Annotated in this window: 16 protein-coding genes; 11 read left to right on the forward strand and 5 right to left on the reverse strand. The window is 56.5% G+C overall.

Features of this window, described 5'->3' with window-relative positions; all coding sequences use genetic code 11:
* The first annotated feature begins 6 nt into the window (after positions 1-6).
* The 3 genes from ACLGE8_RS10605 to ACLGE8_RS10615 are packed head-to-tail and all read left to right on the forward strand — an operon-like array spanning position 7 to position 3,101.
* A complete protein-coding gene (locus tag ACLGE8_RS10605; protein WP_410998398.1) occupies positions 7-846 on the forward strand; it encodes a carbohydrate ABC transporter permease in 840 nt (279 codons plus the stop codon).
* Between the two features lie 10 nt (positions 847-856).
* Positions 857-1,951, forward strand: coding sequence for an ABC transporter ATP-binding protein (locus tag ACLGE8_RS10610; protein WP_185667671.1), 1,095 nt, complete (start codon positions 857-859; stop codon positions 1,949-1,951).
* 7 nt (positions 1,952-1,958) lie between these two features.
* Positions 1,959-3,101 (forward strand): alginate lyase family protein, encoded by a 1,143-nt coding sequence (locus ACLGE8_RS10615; RefSeq protein WP_410998399.1) that lies wholly within the window; start codon positions 1,959-1,961, stop codon positions 3,099-3,101.
* Positions 3,102-3,219: 118 nt separating this feature from the next.
* Here ACLGE8_RS10615 and ACLGE8_RS10620 read toward each other — a convergent pair whose 3' ends face one another.
* Positions 3,220-3,564, reverse strand: a complete 345-nt coding sequence (locus ACLGE8_RS10620) for a RidA family protein (protein WP_185667672.1) — start codon at positions 3,562-3,564, stop codon at positions 3,220-3,222.
* 127 nt (positions 3,565-3,691) lie between these two features.
* On the opposite strand from ACLGE8_RS10620, the gene ACLGE8_RS10625 reads away from it, so the two are divergent.
* The 5 genes from ACLGE8_RS10625 (at position 3,692) to rnd (ending at position 10,069) form a co-directional block, all read left to right on the forward strand.
* A complete protein-coding gene (locus tag ACLGE8_RS10625; RefSeq protein ID WP_410998400.1) occupies positions 3,692-5,602 on the forward strand; it encodes an ATP-dependent DNA helicase in 1,911 nt (636 codons plus the stop codon).
* A 58-nt stretch (positions 5,603-5,660) separates the two neighbouring features.
* The gene (gene tsaB, locus ACLGE8_RS10630; protein WP_410998401.1) at positions 5,661-6,356 is read left to right on the forward strand and encodes a tRNA (adenosine(37)-N6)-threonylcarbamoyltransferase complex dimerization subunit type 1 TsaB; all 696 of its coding nucleotides are present in this window, start codon (positions 5,661-5,663) and stop codon (positions 6,354-6,356) included.
* 40 nt (positions 6,357-6,396) lie between these two features.
* Positions 6,397-6,978, forward strand: a complete 582-nt coding sequence (locus tag ACLGE8_RS10635) for a Slp family lipoprotein (RefSeq protein ID WP_410998402.1) — start codon at positions 6,397-6,399, stop codon at positions 6,976-6,978.
* Positions 6,979-7,185: 207 nt separating this feature from the next.
* Positions 7,186-8,871, forward strand: coding sequence for a long-chain-fatty-acid--CoA ligase FadD (gene fadD, locus ACLGE8_RS10640; RefSeq protein WP_410998403.1), 1,686 nt, complete (start codon positions 7,186-7,188; stop codon positions 8,869-8,871).
* An 82-nt stretch (positions 8,872-8,953) separates the two neighbouring features.
* The gene (rnd, locus tag ACLGE8_RS10645) at positions 8,954-10,069 is read left to right on the forward strand and encodes a ribonuclease D (protein WP_410998561.1); all 1,116 of its coding nucleotides are present in this window, start codon (positions 8,954-8,956) and stop codon (positions 10,067-10,069) included.
* Between the two features lie 160 nt (positions 10,070-10,229).
* Here the strand turns inward: rnd and minE are convergent, their stop codons facing one another.
* From minE to minC, 3 genes are read right to left on the reverse strand one after another with little or no spacing between them, the layout of a single operon-like run.
* Positions 10,230-10,499 (reverse strand): cell division topological specificity factor MinE, encoded by a 270-nt coding sequence (gene minE, locus ACLGE8_RS10650; RefSeq protein WP_035894584.1) that lies wholly within the window; start codon positions 10,497-10,499, stop codon positions 10,230-10,232.
* 3 nt (positions 10,500-10,502) lie between these two features.
* Entirely contained in the window at positions 10,503-11,315 is an 813-nt protein-coding gene (gene minD / locus ACLGE8_RS10655; RefSeq protein ID WP_185667677.1) for a septum site-determining protein MinD, read from the reverse strand.
* A gap of 23 nt (positions 11,316-11,338) precedes the next feature.
* The gene (gene minC / locus ACLGE8_RS10660; RefSeq protein ID WP_410998563.1) at positions 11,339-12,046 is read right to left on the reverse strand and encodes a septum site-determining protein MinC; all 708 of its coding nucleotides are present in this window, start codon (positions 12,044-12,046) and stop codon (positions 11,339-11,341) included.
* Positions 12,047-12,173: 127 nt separating this feature from the next.
* On the opposite strand from minC, the gene ACLGE8_RS10665 reads away from it, so the two are divergent.
* The 3 genes from ACLGE8_RS10665 (at position 12,174) to ACLGE8_RS10675 (ending at position 13,711) form a co-directional block, all read left to right on the forward strand.
* Positions 12,174-12,455: a YcgL domain-containing protein gene (locus ACLGE8_RS10665; RefSeq protein WP_185667679.1), complete on the forward strand. Its 282-nt coding sequence runs from the start codon at positions 12,174-12,176 to the stop codon at positions 12,453-12,455.
* Positions 12,456-12,511: 56 nt separating this feature from the next.
* Positions 12,512-13,171 (forward strand): fumarylacetoacetate hydrolase family protein, encoded by a 660-nt coding sequence (locus tag ACLGE8_RS10670; protein WP_368301529.1) that lies wholly within the window; start codon positions 12,512-12,514, stop codon positions 13,169-13,171.
* 93 nt (positions 13,172-13,264) lie between these two features.
* A complete protein-coding gene (locus ACLGE8_RS10675; RefSeq protein WP_410998404.1) occupies positions 13,265-13,711 on the forward strand; it encodes a YcgN family cysteine cluster protein in 447 nt (148 codons plus the stop codon).
* A 255-nt stretch (positions 13,712-13,966) separates the two neighbouring features.
* On the opposite strand, the gene dsbB is transcribed toward ACLGE8_RS10675, so the two are convergent.
* Entirely contained in the window at positions 13,967-14,497 is a 531-nt protein-coding gene (gene dsbB, locus ACLGE8_RS10680) for a disulfide bond formation protein DsbB (protein WP_185667682.1), read from the reverse strand.
* Positions 14,498-14,517: the final 20 nt, after the last annotated feature.

The raw sequence follows: 14,517 nt of genomic DNA on the forward strand, positions 1-14,517 counted from the left end.
GCCGTGATGTTGAGTAAACGTTGGGATACCGTTGGGCGCTGGTGCATCTACGCGCTGCTGTTGATTGTCTTTGTCGGGCCGTTCTGGGGCATTGTGGCTACCGCCTTTAGCGGCGCGCCGGTCAAACCGGGCGAACTGCTGGCCTGGCCGAATCAGTTCTCGTTGGAAAACTTCATCTTCGCGTGGAGTGATATCGGCGTCTGGCAGTATCTGCTGAACTCCATTCTGGTGGTGTTCTTCGGCACCATTCTGCAGGTGTCGGTCAGCGCGCTGGCGGCCTATGCGCTGGCCCGTAAGAAGTTTCGCGGCGTCGCGCTGGTGAGCCTGGTGATTTTATCCACCATGATGCTGCCGGAAGAGGTTATCGCCATTCCGCTGTACATGATAATCAACTGGCGGCTGCCGTTTATCGATGCGTCGCTGTACAACAGCTACCTCGGGATGATTCTGCCGGTAGTGGGCTGGGCGTTCTCTATCTTCGTGCTGACCGAGTTTATGTCGGCCATTCCGAAAGAGCTGGAAGAAGCGGCGCGCATCGACGGCGCGAACGAGTGGCAGATTTTCTTCCACGTCATTCTGCCGCTGGTGAAACCGGCGCTCGGTACGGTAGTGACCTTCGGCTTCATTATGATTTGGGACCAGTACCTGCTGCCGCTGATTGTGGTGAACCAGGACAGCCTGAACACCATTCCGGTGATCCTCGGCACGCTGCGTACCGATGAGAGCATCACGCCGAACATTTTTATCGCCATTACGCTACTGGCGATGCTGCCAAGCATCATCGTCTATCTGGGTCTGCAAAAACATTTCAACCGCGGGATCATGTCCGGCGCGGTCAAAGGATAAGGGGTTACCGATGGGATCTGTTGTATTAAATAGCGTGCGCAAATCATACGGTGATGCTCACGTCATTAAAGATGTGTCGCTGACTATCCCTGACGGCGAGTTCTGCGTGCTGGTGGGGCCGAGCGGCTGCGGGAAATCGACGCTGCTGCGGATGATTGCCGGGCTGGAGGAAATTTCCGCCGGGGAAGTGCACATCAACGAACGTGATGTCACCGAGGTTGAACCGAAGCTGCGTGATATCGCAATGGTGTTCCAGAGCTATGCGCTCTATCCGCAGATGACGGTGCGCGAAAACATGGGCTTTGCGCTGAAGATGGCGCGGCTACCGAAAACGGAAATCAAACAGAAGGTCGATGAAGCGGCGGCGCTGCTGGGGCTGGAACCGCTGCTGGAGCGTCTGCCAAAAGATCTCTCCGGCGGCCAACGTCAGCGTGTGGCGATGGGGCGTGCCATCGTTCGTAAGCCGCAGGTGTTTTTGTTTGATGAACCGCTGTCGAACCTCGACGCCAAGCTGCGTACCCAGGTGCGCGGTGAAATTCGCGAGCTGCACCGTCGACTGAAAACCACCTCCGTCTACGTGACCCACGATCAGATTGAAGCGATGACCATGGGGCAGATGATCGTGGTACTGCGCGACGGGCGCATTGAGCAGGCGGGCACGCCGCTGGAGCTGTATGACCAGCCGGCCAACCTGTTTGTTGCCGGGTTTATCGGTTCGCCGGAAATTAACCAGTTGAAGGGAGAAGTGGTGCTCAGCGGCAATAGCACCAGCCTGCGCCTGAAAGATGGATCGCTGCTGGCGCTGCCGGTAGGGCTGCAGGTGACTGACGGCCAGCAGGTGGTGTACGCCATTCGCCCGGAGCAGGTCAACGTGGTACACGAAGCTCGCGATGATGCGCTGGCGGCGAAGGTCACGGCGGTAGAGAACACCGGTTCCGATATGCAGCTGTTCTGCGATACCGGCGGCGGGGCGTTTACCTCAGTGTTTAAGCAGCGTCTGGCGGTGAAAGAGGGCGACACTATCTGGCTGCAACCGAAGCTCTCCGGCGTGCATCTGTTCGATGCGCAAAGCGGTCTGCGCATAGCGTGTCAGGAGGGCCAATAAGGTGGCGATGAAGCTGTACACCCTTGATGAAACCTGTCTGGAAAATGCCCGCGCGGGCCTGAAGCAGCCGTTCTCGCCGCTACAGTTGGCCCTGAGTAAGCTGGTGGCCGAAGCGGATTTGCTTAAGCGTGAGCCGCCGGAAAGCGTGGTGCATAAAAAGCTGCGCCCGGCGAGCGGCGACGCGCACGACTACTACAGCCTGGGCACCTACTGGTGGCCAAACCCACGGCGGCCCAACGGGCTGCCCTACATTCGCCGCGACGGGCATATCAACCCGCAGTGTGAAAATAACGATACCGATACCTCGCGCATTATCCGCATGTGCGAGCGCTGCCTGACCCTGGGGCTGGCGTGGTACTTCACCGGCCAGCGTCAGTACGCGCAGGCCGCAGCAGTGCAGATCCGCTGCTGGTTCCTCGACGGCGACACCCGCATGAATCCGCACCTTAACTACGGCCAGGCGATCCCCGGCGTGGTTTCCGGGCGCGGAACCGGGCTTATCGATACCCGCCTGCTGTGGATGGTGGTCGATACCATCGGGCTGATTAACGCGGCCAGCGTGCTGGATACCGACGATATCATCGGTCTGCACCAGTGGTTCCGCGACTTTAACCACTGGATGTACTACAGCGATATCGGCCACTCCGAATACGTCTGGCACAATAACCACGGCACCTGGTACGACGCCCAGCGTGCAGTCAATGCGCTGTTCTACGGCGATAAAGGGCTGGTGGCGCGGATTATTGAGCAGGGGATCACCCAGCGTATGGCGGCGCAGATTGACCAGGACGGCAAGCAGACGATGGAACTGGAGCGTACCATTCCGTTCCACTACTCGCTGTTCAACCTCGAGGCGCATTTGCTGCTCAACCGTTACGCCGAGCACGTCGAGTTCGATCGCTGGAACCATATTCGCGACGGACGCGGAGTGAAGCAGGGGATTGATTACCTGGTGCCGTTTATCCGCGAACCGGATCTGTGGCCGTACAGCGATTTGCAGGGCATTGTCTGGGATAGCGCGCTGCGGGTGCTGCTGCAGACGCAGCGTGGGTATCCGAAACAGTCGCCGAGCTATCGTGACGTGCTGAAGTGCTTGCCGCAGGAGACGTTGCAGTTGAAAGAGCAGCTTATGTGGTGCCCAGGATTGTAGGCCTGATAAGCGCAGCGCCATCAGGCATTAGACGCACGTTGCCGGATGGCGGCGTGCCGCCTTATCCGGCCTACAGATACCGTGTCTCGCCGACCCCGCGGAGGCACGGAATACCGATTTATACCGCGGCGATAATCTTAATCTCAACCTTGTATTTCGGGTTCATCAGCTTCGCCTGCACGGTGCAGCGTACCGGCGCGTGACCAGCGACTACCCACGCATCCCACGCTTTGTTCATGGCTGCGAAATCGTCGCCGTCCGGCAGGAAAATGGTGGCGTCGAGAATGCGCGACTTATTGCTGCCCTGTTTTTCCAGCACCGCATCAATTTGCGCCAGCGTATTTGCCGTCTGCTCAAACGCATCGGCGTCCAGGTTTGCCGGTACGCCGGTGTAGTACAGCGTATTGTTATGGATGACGACATCAGACCAACGGGCTTCGGCATCAATACGTACAATTGTCATTTCATTTTCCTTTTAACATCACGTAAACGCGCTAAGACTGCCACATTGTCGACGCCGCGTCACGACTTCGGCTGGCATAAGCGGGGTTCGCCTGACATAATCACTGGGAATTTTTCCAGGGGGTAACGTGACGGACGATTTTGCAGAAGATGGCCAGCTTGCGCAGGCGATAACCGGCTTTAAACCGCGTGAACCGCAGCGTCAGATGGCGCACGCCGTCGCGAAGGCGATTGATAACGGCCAGCCGCTGGTGGTTGAAGCGGGTACCGGCACCGGGAAAACCTATGCCTATCTGGCCCCTGCGCTGCGTTCAGGTAAAAAAGCCATTATCTCCACCGGCTCGAAGGCATTGCAGGATCAGCTCTACAGCCGCGACCTGCCGACCGTCGCCACCGCGCTTTCCTTCGCCGGCAAGCTGGCGCTGCTGAAAGGGCGTTCAAACTACCTCTGCCTCGAACGGTTAGAGCAGCAGGCGATGGCGGGTGGCGACCTGCCGGTGCAAACCCTCAGCGACGTTATTTTACTGCGCAGCTGGGCTAACCAGACAGTGGATGGCGACATCAGCACCTGCGTTAGCGTGGCGGAAGATTCCCAGGCCTGGCCGCTGGTCACCAGCACCAACGATAACTGCCTGGGCAGCGACTGCCCGCAGTATCAGGATTGCTTTGTGGTCAAAGCGCGTAAAAAGGCGATGGATGCCGACGTGGTGGTGGTCAACCATCATCTGTTCCTCGCCGATATGGTGGTGAAAGAGAGCGGCTTCGGCGAGCTTATCCCCGAGGCCGACGTGATGATCTTCGATGAAGCCCATCAGCTGCCGGATATTGCCAGCCAGTACTTTGGTCAGTCGCTCTCCAGTCGCCAGTTGCTGGACCTCGCTAAAGATGTGGTCATTGCCTACCGCACCGAACTGAAAGATACCCAGCAGCTGCAAAAGTGCGCCGATCGCCTGGCACAGGCCACCCAGGATTTCCGCCTGCAGGTGGGCGACCCCGGTTACCGTGGCAACCTGCGCGAGCTGCTGGCGGAAACCGCCGTGCAGCGCTCGCTGCTGCTGCTCGATGATGCCCTCGAACTGTGCTACGACGTGGCGAAACTCTCTCTCGGCCGCTCAGCCTTGCTCGATGCCGCCTTTGAACGTGCAACCCTGTATCGCGCGCGCTTAAAGCGCCTCAAAGAGATAAACAAGCCCGGCTACAGCTACTGGTACGAATGCAACTCTCGCCACTTTACCCTGGCACTGACGCCGCTCACCGTGGCGGATAAATTCAAAGAGGTGATGGCAGCCAAACCGGGCAGCTGGATCTTTACCTCCGCGACGCTGTCGGTGAACGATGACCTGCACCACTTTACCGAACGCCTCGGCATTGAAGCGGCGGAATCGCTGCTGCTGCCAAGCCCGTTTGACTACGCCACTCAGGCGCTGTTGTGCGTGCCGCGTAATCTGCCGCTGCCGAACCAGCCGGGGGCCGCGCGCCACCTGGCGGCGATGCTGAAACCACTGATTGAGGCCAACGACGGGCGCTGCTTTATGCTCTGCACCTCACACGCCATGATGCGCGACCTCGCCGAACAGTTCCGCGCCACCATGACGCTGCCGGTGCTGCTCCAGGGGGAGACCAGCAAAGGCCAGCTGCTTCAGCAGTTCGTCAGCGCCGGTAACGCCCTGCTGGTGGCGACCAGCAGCTTCTGGGAAGGGGTCGACGTGCGCGGCGATGCGCTGTCGCTGGTGATCATCGACAAACTGCCGTTCACCTCACCGGACGACCCGCTGTTGAAAGCGCGCATGGAAGACTGCCGTCTGCGAGGCGGCGACCCGTTTGAAGAGGTCCAACTGCCGGATGCGGTCATTACCCTCAAGCAGGGCGTTGGGCGACTGATTCGTGACGTGGACGATCGCGGGGTACTGGTGATTTGCGACAACCGCCTGGTGATGCGCCCGTACGGCGCCACCTTCCTCGCCAGCCTGCCGCCCGCGCCGCGCACCCGCGATATTCGGCGGGCGACGCGTTTCCTGGCGCTGTCATCGACGCGGTAATACAGAGCAAAGTGTGATAAGATGCGCGCCATTTTGTTGATCGAGAGCGCGACTAACCATGCGAATTCTGGCTATCGATACCGCCACGGAAGCCTGCTCGGCTGCTCTGTGGAATGATGGCAACACCTGTGCCCACTTCGAGCTTTGTCCTCGGGAACACACCCAACGTATCCTGCCTATCGTGCAGGATATCCTCACTCAAGGCGGCGTAAGCCTGACCGACCTCGACGCGCTGGCGTTCGGCCGTGGGCCGGGCAGTTTCACCGGCGTGCGTATCGGCATTGGTATCGCACAAGGTCTGGCGCTGGGCGCAGAGCTGCCGATGATCGGCGTATCGACCCTCGTTACCATGGCGCAGGGCGCCTGGCGTAAGCAGGGCGCTACCCGCGTGCTGGCGGCTATCGACGCCCGTATGGGTGAAGTTTACTGGGCTGAATACCAGCGTGATGAAAACGGTATCTGGCATGGCGAAGAGAGCGAAGCGGTGCTGAAACCGGAAGCGGTGCAACAGCGTCTGGCTGAACTCAGCGGCGAATGGGCGACCGTCGGCACCGGTTGGGCCGCCTGGCCTGATATGGCGCAGGGCGCGAACGCGACGCTGGTTGACGGTAACGTGACGTTACCGGAAGCCGAAGACATGCTGCCTATCGCCTGTGCCATGCTGGAGCAGGGCAAAACCGTCGCCGTGGATAAAGCGGAACCGGTTTATTTGCGTAACAATGTTGCGTGGAAGAAACTTCCTGGCCGTGAATGAATCTCAGTAGGTAGAGAGCGTAAAAATCAGGAGCAGCATCATGGCAGGTAAAAGTTTTCTTATTCGTGGAGCCGCAGTGGGGCTTATCGCCTTCGCGTTAGGCGGTTGCGTCAGCGTGCCGGATGCCATTCAGGGCAGCAGCCCAACGCCGCAGCAGGATCTGGTACGGGTCATGGCGGCACCGCAGCTGTATGTCGGCCAGGAAGCTCGCTTTGGCGGCACCGTCGTCGGCATCGAAAACCAGCAGGGCAATACCCGTCTGGAGATAGCCACCGTCCCGCTAGACGGCGGTGCTCGTCCGATTCTGGGTGAGGCCTCGCGCGGGCGTATCTATGCCGAGGTGAATGGCTTCCTCGACCCGGTTGACTTCCGTGGCCAGCTCGTCACGGTGGTGGGGCCAATTGTTGGCGCGGTTGAAGGCAAAGTCGGCACCACCAAATATAACTTCCTGCAGATGAAAGTGACGGGTTACAAACGCTGGCATGTGGCCCAGCAGGTGGTGATGCCGCCTCAGCCTATCGACCCGTGGATGTTTGGTCCGCGCCCCTGGAGTTACGGTTACGGCGGCTGGGGATGGTATAACAGCGGCCCCGCTGAAGTTCGGAACGTCGTAACTGAATAAGATCTGATGTAAAGCAGACAAAAAAGAAACAGCGGCTAGCCCGCTGTTTCTTCGTTGTAATGGATATAAAAAAAATAAAGAGTGACGCGCTTCGCAACCTTAATTCTGATTAATTCTTAAACTGGTACGCTGAGTTAATATAATGTTAATGAAAGTTTATCATTTGGGGTTGCGATGACGACGAATACGTATTTTAGAGGTGATGCTTTGAAAAAGGTTTGGCTCAACCGTTATCCTGCTGATGTCCCGGCAGAGATCAATCCTGACCGTTATCAATCCCTGGTGGAACTGTTCGAACACTCGGCAACGCGCTTTGCCGACCAGCCTGGCTTCGTCAACATGGGCGAAGTCATGACCTTCCGTAAGCTCGAAGAACGCAGTCGCGCCTTCGCCGCTTATCTCCAGCATGGTCTGGGGTTGAAGCAGGGCGACCGCGTCGCGCTGATGATGCCTAACCTGCTGCAATACCCGGTTGCCCTGTTTGGCATTCTGCGTGCCGGGATGATCGTGGTGAACGTTAACCCGCTGTACACCCCGCGCGAGCTGGAGCATCAACTGAACGACAGCGGCGCGCAGGCGATTGTTATTGTCTCCAATTTTGCCCATACCCTGGAAAAAGTGGTCGATAAAACCTCGGTTAAACACGTGATCCTGACCCGCATGGGCGACCAGCTCTCCACGGCGAAAGGCACGCTGGTTAACTTCGTGGTCAAATACATCAAGCGACTGGTGCCGAAATATCATCTGCCGGACGCCATTTCGTTCCGCAGCGCGCTGCATAATGGCTATCGCCTGCAGTACGTGAAGCCGGAAGTGAAGGCCGACGATATCGCCTTCCTGCAATATACCGGCGGGACGACGGGCGTGGCGAAAGGGGCGATGCTGACCCACCGCAATATGCTGGCAAACCTTGAGCAGGTGAAAGCGACCTACGGGCCGCTGCTGCACGAAGGCAAAGAGGTGGTTATCACCGCGCTGCCGCTGTACCACATCTTTGCGCTGACCATGAACTGCCTGCTGTTTATCGAACTGGGCGGTAAAAACATTCTCATCACTAACCCGCGCGATATTCCGGGGCTGGTGAAGGAGCTGGCGAAATACCCGTTCACCGCCATGACCGGGGTGAATACGTTGTTTAACGCGCTGCTGAACAATAAAGAGTTCCAGCAACTGGATTTCTCAACCCTGCATCTCTCTGCAGGCGGTGGGATGCCGGTGAACCACGCGGTGGCGGAACGCTGGGTGAAGCTGACTGGGCAGTATTTGCTGGAAGGCTATGGCCTGACCGAATGCGCGCCGCTGGTGAGCGTGAACCCGCACGATATCGACTATCACAGCGGCAGCATTGGCCTGCCGGTGCCATCTACCGATGTGAAGCTGGTAGATGACGACGATAATGAAGTGCCAGTCGGTCAGCCGGGCGAGCTGTGCGTGAAAGGGCCGCAGGTGATGGAAGGCTACTGGCAGCGTCCTGATGCCACCGATGAAATCCTCAAAGGCGGCTGGCTGCACACCGGCGATATCGCGGTGATGGACGAAGAGGGCTTCCTGCGCATCGTCGACCGTAAAAAAGATATGATTCTGGTTTCCGGCTTCAACGTGTATCCGAACGAAATTGAAGACGTGGTGATGCAGCACACCGGTGTGCTGGAAGTGGCCGCCGTGGGCGTGCCGTCCGGCAACAGCGGTGAAGCGGTGAAGATTTTTGTGGTCAAGAAAGACGAAAGCCTGACCGAAGAGGCGCTGATTACCTTCTGTCGCCGTCAGCTTACCGGCTATAAAGTGCCGAAACTGGTTGAATTCCGTAAGGAATTACCGAAGTCGAACGTCGGTAAAATTTTAAGACGAGAATTACGTGACGAAGCCCGCGCCAAAGTGGACAATAAGGGATAAGTCACGAGTCATGATGCCAAACGCCAGCTCTGCTGGCGTTTTTTTTTGGCACAATCTAAGAGAGTACGATTTGAACTATCAGATGATCACCACCAACGACGAGCTCACCACCCTGTGTGACGCGGTTCGTCAGACCACCGCCGTGGCGCTGGACACCGAATTTGTCCGTACCCGCACCTATTATCCGCAGCTAGGGCTGATTCAGCTTTTCGACGGCGAGCGTACGGCGCTGATTGATCCTCTGAATATTACCGACTGGTCGCCGCTGCAGGCGATTCTGCAAGATCGCAACATCACCAAGTTCTTGCACGCGGGGAGTGAAGATCTGGAAGTGTTTATGAACACCTTCGGTTCCATGCCGCAGCCATTGATCGATACTCAGGTGCTGGCGGCGTTTTGCGGTCGCCCAATGTCCTGGGGCTTTGCCGCGATGGTGGCCGAGTATTCTGGCGTTGAGCTGGATAAGAGCGAGTCGCGCACCGACTGGCTGGCTCGTCCGCTGACCTCGCGTCAATGCGACTATGCGGCGGCGGATGTCTGGTACCTGCTGCCTATCGCCCACAAGCTGATGGCGGAAACCGAACAGGCCGGGCGACTGGACTGGGCGCTCAATGAGTGTCAGTTGATGCAGCAGCGACGTCAGGAAGTGACTGACCCAGCCGACGCCTGGCGCGATATCACCAACGCCTGGCAGCTGCGTACGCGCCAGCTGGCGTGTCTGCAACTGCTGGCGGACTGGCGTCTGCGTAAAGCACGCGAGCGTGACCTGGCGGTGAACTTTGTGGTGCGTGAAGAGCATCTGTGGAGCGTGGCGCGCTACATGCCGGGCAGCCTTGGCGAACTGGACAGCCTGGGGCTTTCCGGCAGCGAAATTCGCTTCCACGGCAAAACGCTGATTAGCCTTGTGGAAAAAGCCCAGGCGCTGCCGGATGACGCGTTGCCGGAACCGCTGCTGAACCTGATGGATATGCCGGGCTACCGCAAAGCGTTCAAAGAGATTAAGGCGTTGGTGCAGGAAGTGGGGCAGGCGAATGACGTCAGTCCTGAAATGCTGGCATCCCGCCGCCAGATCAACCAGTTGCTGAACTGGCACTGGCAGCTGAAGCCTCGCACCACGATGCCGGAGATGATCTCTGGCTGGCGCGGTGAGCTGCTCTGCGGCGCGCTGGACAAGCTGTTAACGGCGTACCCGCGTTAAGCTACGGGTATCCGAACATGTAGGCCGGAAGGCAACGCTGCCATCCGGCAATTACGCACCGGAGCTGCCTGATGGCGCTGCGCTTATCAGGCCTACAGGTCTCAAATAGCGGGCACAAAAAAAGCGCTATCACTAGCGCCTTTTTTTACCCCACCGAAAGTCAGGATTTTGACTCTTCTGCTTCCGGTAGCGTGACGTTGAGTTCCAGAATCGAAATATCCCCGTCTTTTTGCTCTAACTGCACCGTGACCATTTCTGGGTCAATCTGCACGTACCTGCAAATCACTTCCAGAATATCCTTCCTTAACTGCGGCAGATAGTGCGGTTCTGCATCGCTGCGGCGGCGTTCCGCGACAATGATCTGCAGGCGTTCTTTAGCAATGTTGGCGGTATTCTTTTTCCGTGAGAGAAAAAAGTCGAGTAATGCCATGATTTATCCTCCGAACAGGCGTTTGAGGAAACCTTTCTTCTCTTCTTCAATGAAGCGGAAAGGACGTTCTTCTCCCAACAGACGATCGACGGTGTCGGCGTAGGCTTTGCCTGCGTCAGACACGGTATCCAGAATCACCGGCTCGCCCTGGTTAGAGGCGCGCAGCACTGACTGATCTTCTGGAATCACACCGACCAGTTTGATGCGCAGGATCTCCAGCACATCTTCCATGCTCAGCATATCGCCTTTGCTCACGCGGCCTGGGTTATAGCGCGTCAGCAGCAGGTGTTCTTTAATCGGTTCTTCACCATTTTCGGCGCGGCGGGATTTCGACGCCAGAATGCCCAGAATGCGGTCGGAGTCACGAACGGACGACACTTCCGGGTTAGTGGTGATGATCGCTTCATCAGCGAAATAGAGCGCCATCAGCGCGCCGGTTTCAATACCAGCAGGGGAGTCGCAGACCACGAAGTCGAATTCCATCTTCTTCAGTTCGTCGAGCACTTTCTCGACGCCTTCGCGGGTCAGCGCATCTTTATCACGGGTCTGAGATGCAGGCAGGATAAAGAGATTCTCGGTACGCTTATCTTTGATTAACGCCTGGTTCAGCGTAGCGTCGCCCTGAATAACGTTAACAAAATCATATACTACACGACGTTCGCAGCCCATGATCAGGTCAAGGTTACGCAGGCCGATATCAAAATCGATAACGACCGTTTTCTTTCCCTTCTGCGCCAAACCAGTTGCGATGGCCGCGCTGGAGGTGGTCTTGCCCACGCCCCCTTTACCTGAAGTCACAACAATAATGCGTGCCATAGAAATTCCTTGTTAAAAAGGGATTAATTTAACGGTTGAATAGTCAAAGCGCTGTTGTCTAAACGCAGACGCGCCGCTTTGCCATAAAATTCGGCTGGGATCTGATCGCTCAGCCAATATTCCCCGGCAATGGAGACCAGCTCCGCCGCCAGGTGGGTACAAAATACTTGTGCTTCCCGGTCTCCGCCGGCACCGGCGAGAACGCGTCCACGCATCATGCCGTAAACGTGAATATTCCCATCGGCAATCAGCTCTGCGCCCGCGCTAACGTGGCTTGTCACAATCAGATCACAGTTTGGTGCATAAATGCGCTGACCGGAACGTACTGGCGTATCAATCATTCGCGTTTTTGTGATCGGACTAACAATTGGTTCAGGTTCTACGGGCTTGGGCTGTTCTACGGGGACCGGGCGGGAAACTTTTTCTTTACCTTCAGTCAGTAAAGGAAGGCCGGATTGGTCGATGGCCGCCTTAAACTGCGGGTTTTTACAGCCGCTGACGCCAACAATGCGTAAACCCACAGACATAATGGCCTGCTGAATGGCGCGCCATTGGGTGAATTCTTCAAGGTTACCGACGTTGACTACCACCGGGGCATGACGGAAAAAGGCCGGAGCCTGGGCGACTTTGTCTTCCAACGCCTGACGAATAACCTCGGGCTTTGCATCATGCAAATGAACCACAGATAGGGTGAAGCTGCTGCCTTTTAGTTCGATTGGCGTGTTTGACATCCTGGCCTTACTCAATTTGCTATTTATCGCAGCGCTTTGCGCAGTGATATTCCGAAGACTATCAGTCATGTTATAGTCACATATATATTCAAGCAAGTAACCACTGTCCTAATTCCGAGTATAAAGTATGTTTTGTGTGATTTATCGTAGTTCTAAACGTGATCAAACCTATTTGTATGTCGAAAAAAAAGACGATTTCTCCCGTGTGCCTCAGGAACTGATGCAGGGCTTCGGTCAGCCGCAGTTAGCCATGCTGCTGCCGCTTGATGGACGTAAGAAAACCGTCAATGCCGATCTGGAAAAAGTAAAACAGGCGCTAAAAGAGCAGGGTTATTATTTACAGATCCCGCCACCGCCTGAAAATCTGTTAAAGCAGCATTTGGCTGAGTCGCAAAATAAGAGCGAGTAACCGCTTCGCTTCCGGCCTAAATGCCTCCATGGTTGAACAACGAGTAAGGGAAAAGCATGTATCAGCATCATAACTGGCAGGGTGCTCTGCTGGATTACCCGGTAAGCAAAGTTGTCTGTGTTGGCAGTAATTATGCAAAACATATCCAGGAAATGGGCAGCGCAACGCCGGAAGAACCTGTGCTCTTTATCAAACCGGAAACGGCGCTATGCGACCTGCGCCAGCCGCTGATTCTTCCGCAGGGCCTTGGCTCCGTGCATCATGAAGTCGAACTGGCGGTACTCATTGGCAGCACGTTGCGTCAGGCAACCGAAGATCACGTACTGCAAGCGATTGCCGGCTACGGCGTGGCGCTGGACCTCACTCTGCGCGACATTCAGGGGAAGATGAAGAAGGCCGGTCAGCCGTGGGAAAAAGCCAAAGGTTTTGATAATTCCTGCCCGATCTCCGGCTTTATTCCCGTTTCCGCCTTTGAGGGCGACCCGCAGAATATTTCGCTGGGCCTGACCATTAACGGCGAAGTGCGCCAGCAGGGCAGTACGTCTGACATGATCCACAAGATTGTGCCGCTGATTGCCTATATGAGCCGCTTCTTTACCCTGAAACCGGGTGACGTTGTGCTGACCGGTACGCCGGAAGGCGTTGGCCCGCTGCACGCAGGTGATGAGCTTGAGGTGCAGTTTAACGGCCTGTCTCTGACCACCCGCGTACTGTAAGCCCACCTTGCCGCCCCATTCGGGCGGCAAAACTTGCATCCCTGTGCCAGACTGGTTATAAGAAGCACCCTGATTTTTGATGTGGACATCCTGATGAGCGAATTACCTTTCTGGCAGAGCAAAACCCTTGATGAAATGACAGATGCACAATGGGAGTCGCTGTGCGATGGCTGTGGGCAATGCTGCCTGCACAAGCTGATGGATGAAGATACCGACGAAATCTACTTCACCAACGTGGCCTGTCGCCAGCTCAACATCAAAACCTGCCAGTGCCGTAACTATGAACGCCGCTTCGAGTACGAGCCGGACTGCATCAAGCTGACCCGCGACAATCTGCCCACCTTCGAATGGCTTCCGCATACCTGCGCCTATCGTCTGCTGGCGGAAGGGCAGCCGCTGCCCCAGTGGCACCCGCTCATCACTGGTTCTAAAGCGGCGATGCACGGTGAGCGTATTTCCGTGCGCCATATTGCGGTAAAAGAATCAGAAGTGCATGACTGGCAGGACCATATCTTAAATAAGCCTGATTGGGCTAAATAAACCGCAATTTGCGGAACCATTCGCTGTTTTTATATTTCCCGCCTTAAATCCCTACGAAATTCTTATACCGGGCCGATAGAGAATAAAAGCGATTCGGTATAAGGATGCGTATGCGTAATCCAATAAAGCTGTTAATGCTGGCGTTGATTATCAATCTAAGCGGCTGGAGCCTGCTGTTTGCGGTGGGGTATGGGATATGGTCGTTGGTAGGATAGCTTGCCAGCAGCCTGAGCAAGGCCGCCGGCAAGATCGTGATTAGCGGCCGAACAGGTCGCGTCTTTTCGGTTTGAACGGTTGGGCAATCAGCACCAGCAGCGCCACAATCAGATAGGCGGCAAAAATGCCGACCAGCCACTGCGGCATCTCCAGTGATAAGAATTCCCACTGACGAACAGAGCAATCACCTGATGCGACAAACACCTGCGGCAGCCACTTATCAAGCGGCAGCCAGCTTGGGAAGCGCGCCATAAAATCACAGGTCATAAACGGCGACGGGTGCAGCTGAATCATGGTATGTTCCCAGGCTAACTGCAGGCCGCGGAAGGCGCTGTACAGCCAGATAAGCAGGGCCACATAGCGCAGCGGACTCTTTGGCGCGATAGCGCCGACCAAGCCTGCACCCATAATCCCGAATAACGCACAGCGCTCATAAATACAGAGTACGCACGGCTTTAATAGCATCACGTGCTGGAACCATAATGCCACTAACTCAAGCGCAAAAGCGGTTAACGCCATTAATAACCAGGCACTGCGGCCACGTGAGCTCTGGTTTAAATATCGCAACATAAACATTTCCCTGGAACGTG

This window comes from Kluyvera sp. 142486, from assembly GCF_046569695.1.
GTDB lineage: Bacteria > Pseudomonadota > Gammaproteobacteria > Enterobacterales > Enterobacteriaceae > Kluyvera.

Bases quoted from the DNA above. Each gene is read 5' to 3' on its own strand.
- ACLGE8_RS10670 (WP_368301529.1), top strand. From the start codon at position 12,512: ATGTATCAGCATCATAACTGGCAGGGTGCTCTGCTGGATTACCCGGTA.
- tsaB (WP_410998401.1), top strand. From the start codon at position 5,661: ATGCGAATTCTGGCTATCGATACCGCCACGGAAGCCTGCTCGGCTGCT.
- ACLGE8_RS10610 (WP_185667671.1), top strand. From the start codon at position 857: ATGGGATCTGTTGTATTAAATAGCGTGCGCAAATCATACGGTGATGCT.
- ACLGE8_RS10675 (WP_410998404.1), top strand. From the start codon at position 13,265: ATGAGCGAATTACCTTTCTGGCAGAGCAAAACCCTTGATGAAATGACA.
- rnd (WP_410998561.1), top strand. From the start codon at position 8,954: ATGATCACCACCAACGACGAGCTCACCACCCTGTGTGACGCGGTTCGT.
- ACLGE8_RS10605 (WP_410998398.1), top strand. From the start codon at position 7: ATGTTGAGTAAACGTTGGGATACCGTTGGGCGCTGGTGCATCTACGCG.
- ACLGE8_RS10615 (WP_410998399.1), top strand. From the start codon at position 1,959: ATGAAGCTGTACACCCTTGATGAAACCTGTCTGGAAAATGCCCGCGCG.
- ACLGE8_RS10620 (WP_185667672.1), bottom strand. From the start codon at position 3,564: ATGACAATTGTACGTATTGATGCCGAAGCCCGTTGGTCTGATGTCGTC.
- ACLGE8_RS10665 (WP_185667679.1), top strand. From the start codon at position 12,174: ATGTTTTGTGTGATTTATCGTAGTTCTAAACGTGATCAAACCTATTTG.
- minD (WP_185667677.1), bottom strand. From the start codon at position 11,315: ATGGCACGCATTATTGTTGTGACTTCAGGTAAAGGGGGCGTGGGCAAG.
- minC (WP_410998563.1), bottom strand. From the start codon at position 12,046: ATGTCAAACACGCCAATCGAACTAAAAGGCAGCAGCTTCACCCTATCT.
- dsbB (WP_185667682.1), bottom strand. From the start codon at position 14,497: ATGTTGCGATATTTAAACCAGAGCTCACGTGGCCGCAGTGCCTGGTTA.
- ACLGE8_RS10635 (WP_410998402.1), top strand. From the start codon at position 6,397: ATGGCAGGTAAAAGTTTTCTTATTCGTGGAGCCGCAGTGGGGCTTATC.
- minE (WP_035894584.1), bottom strand. From the start codon at position 10,499: ATGGCATTACTCGACTTTTTTCTCTCACGGAAAAAGAATACCGCCAAC.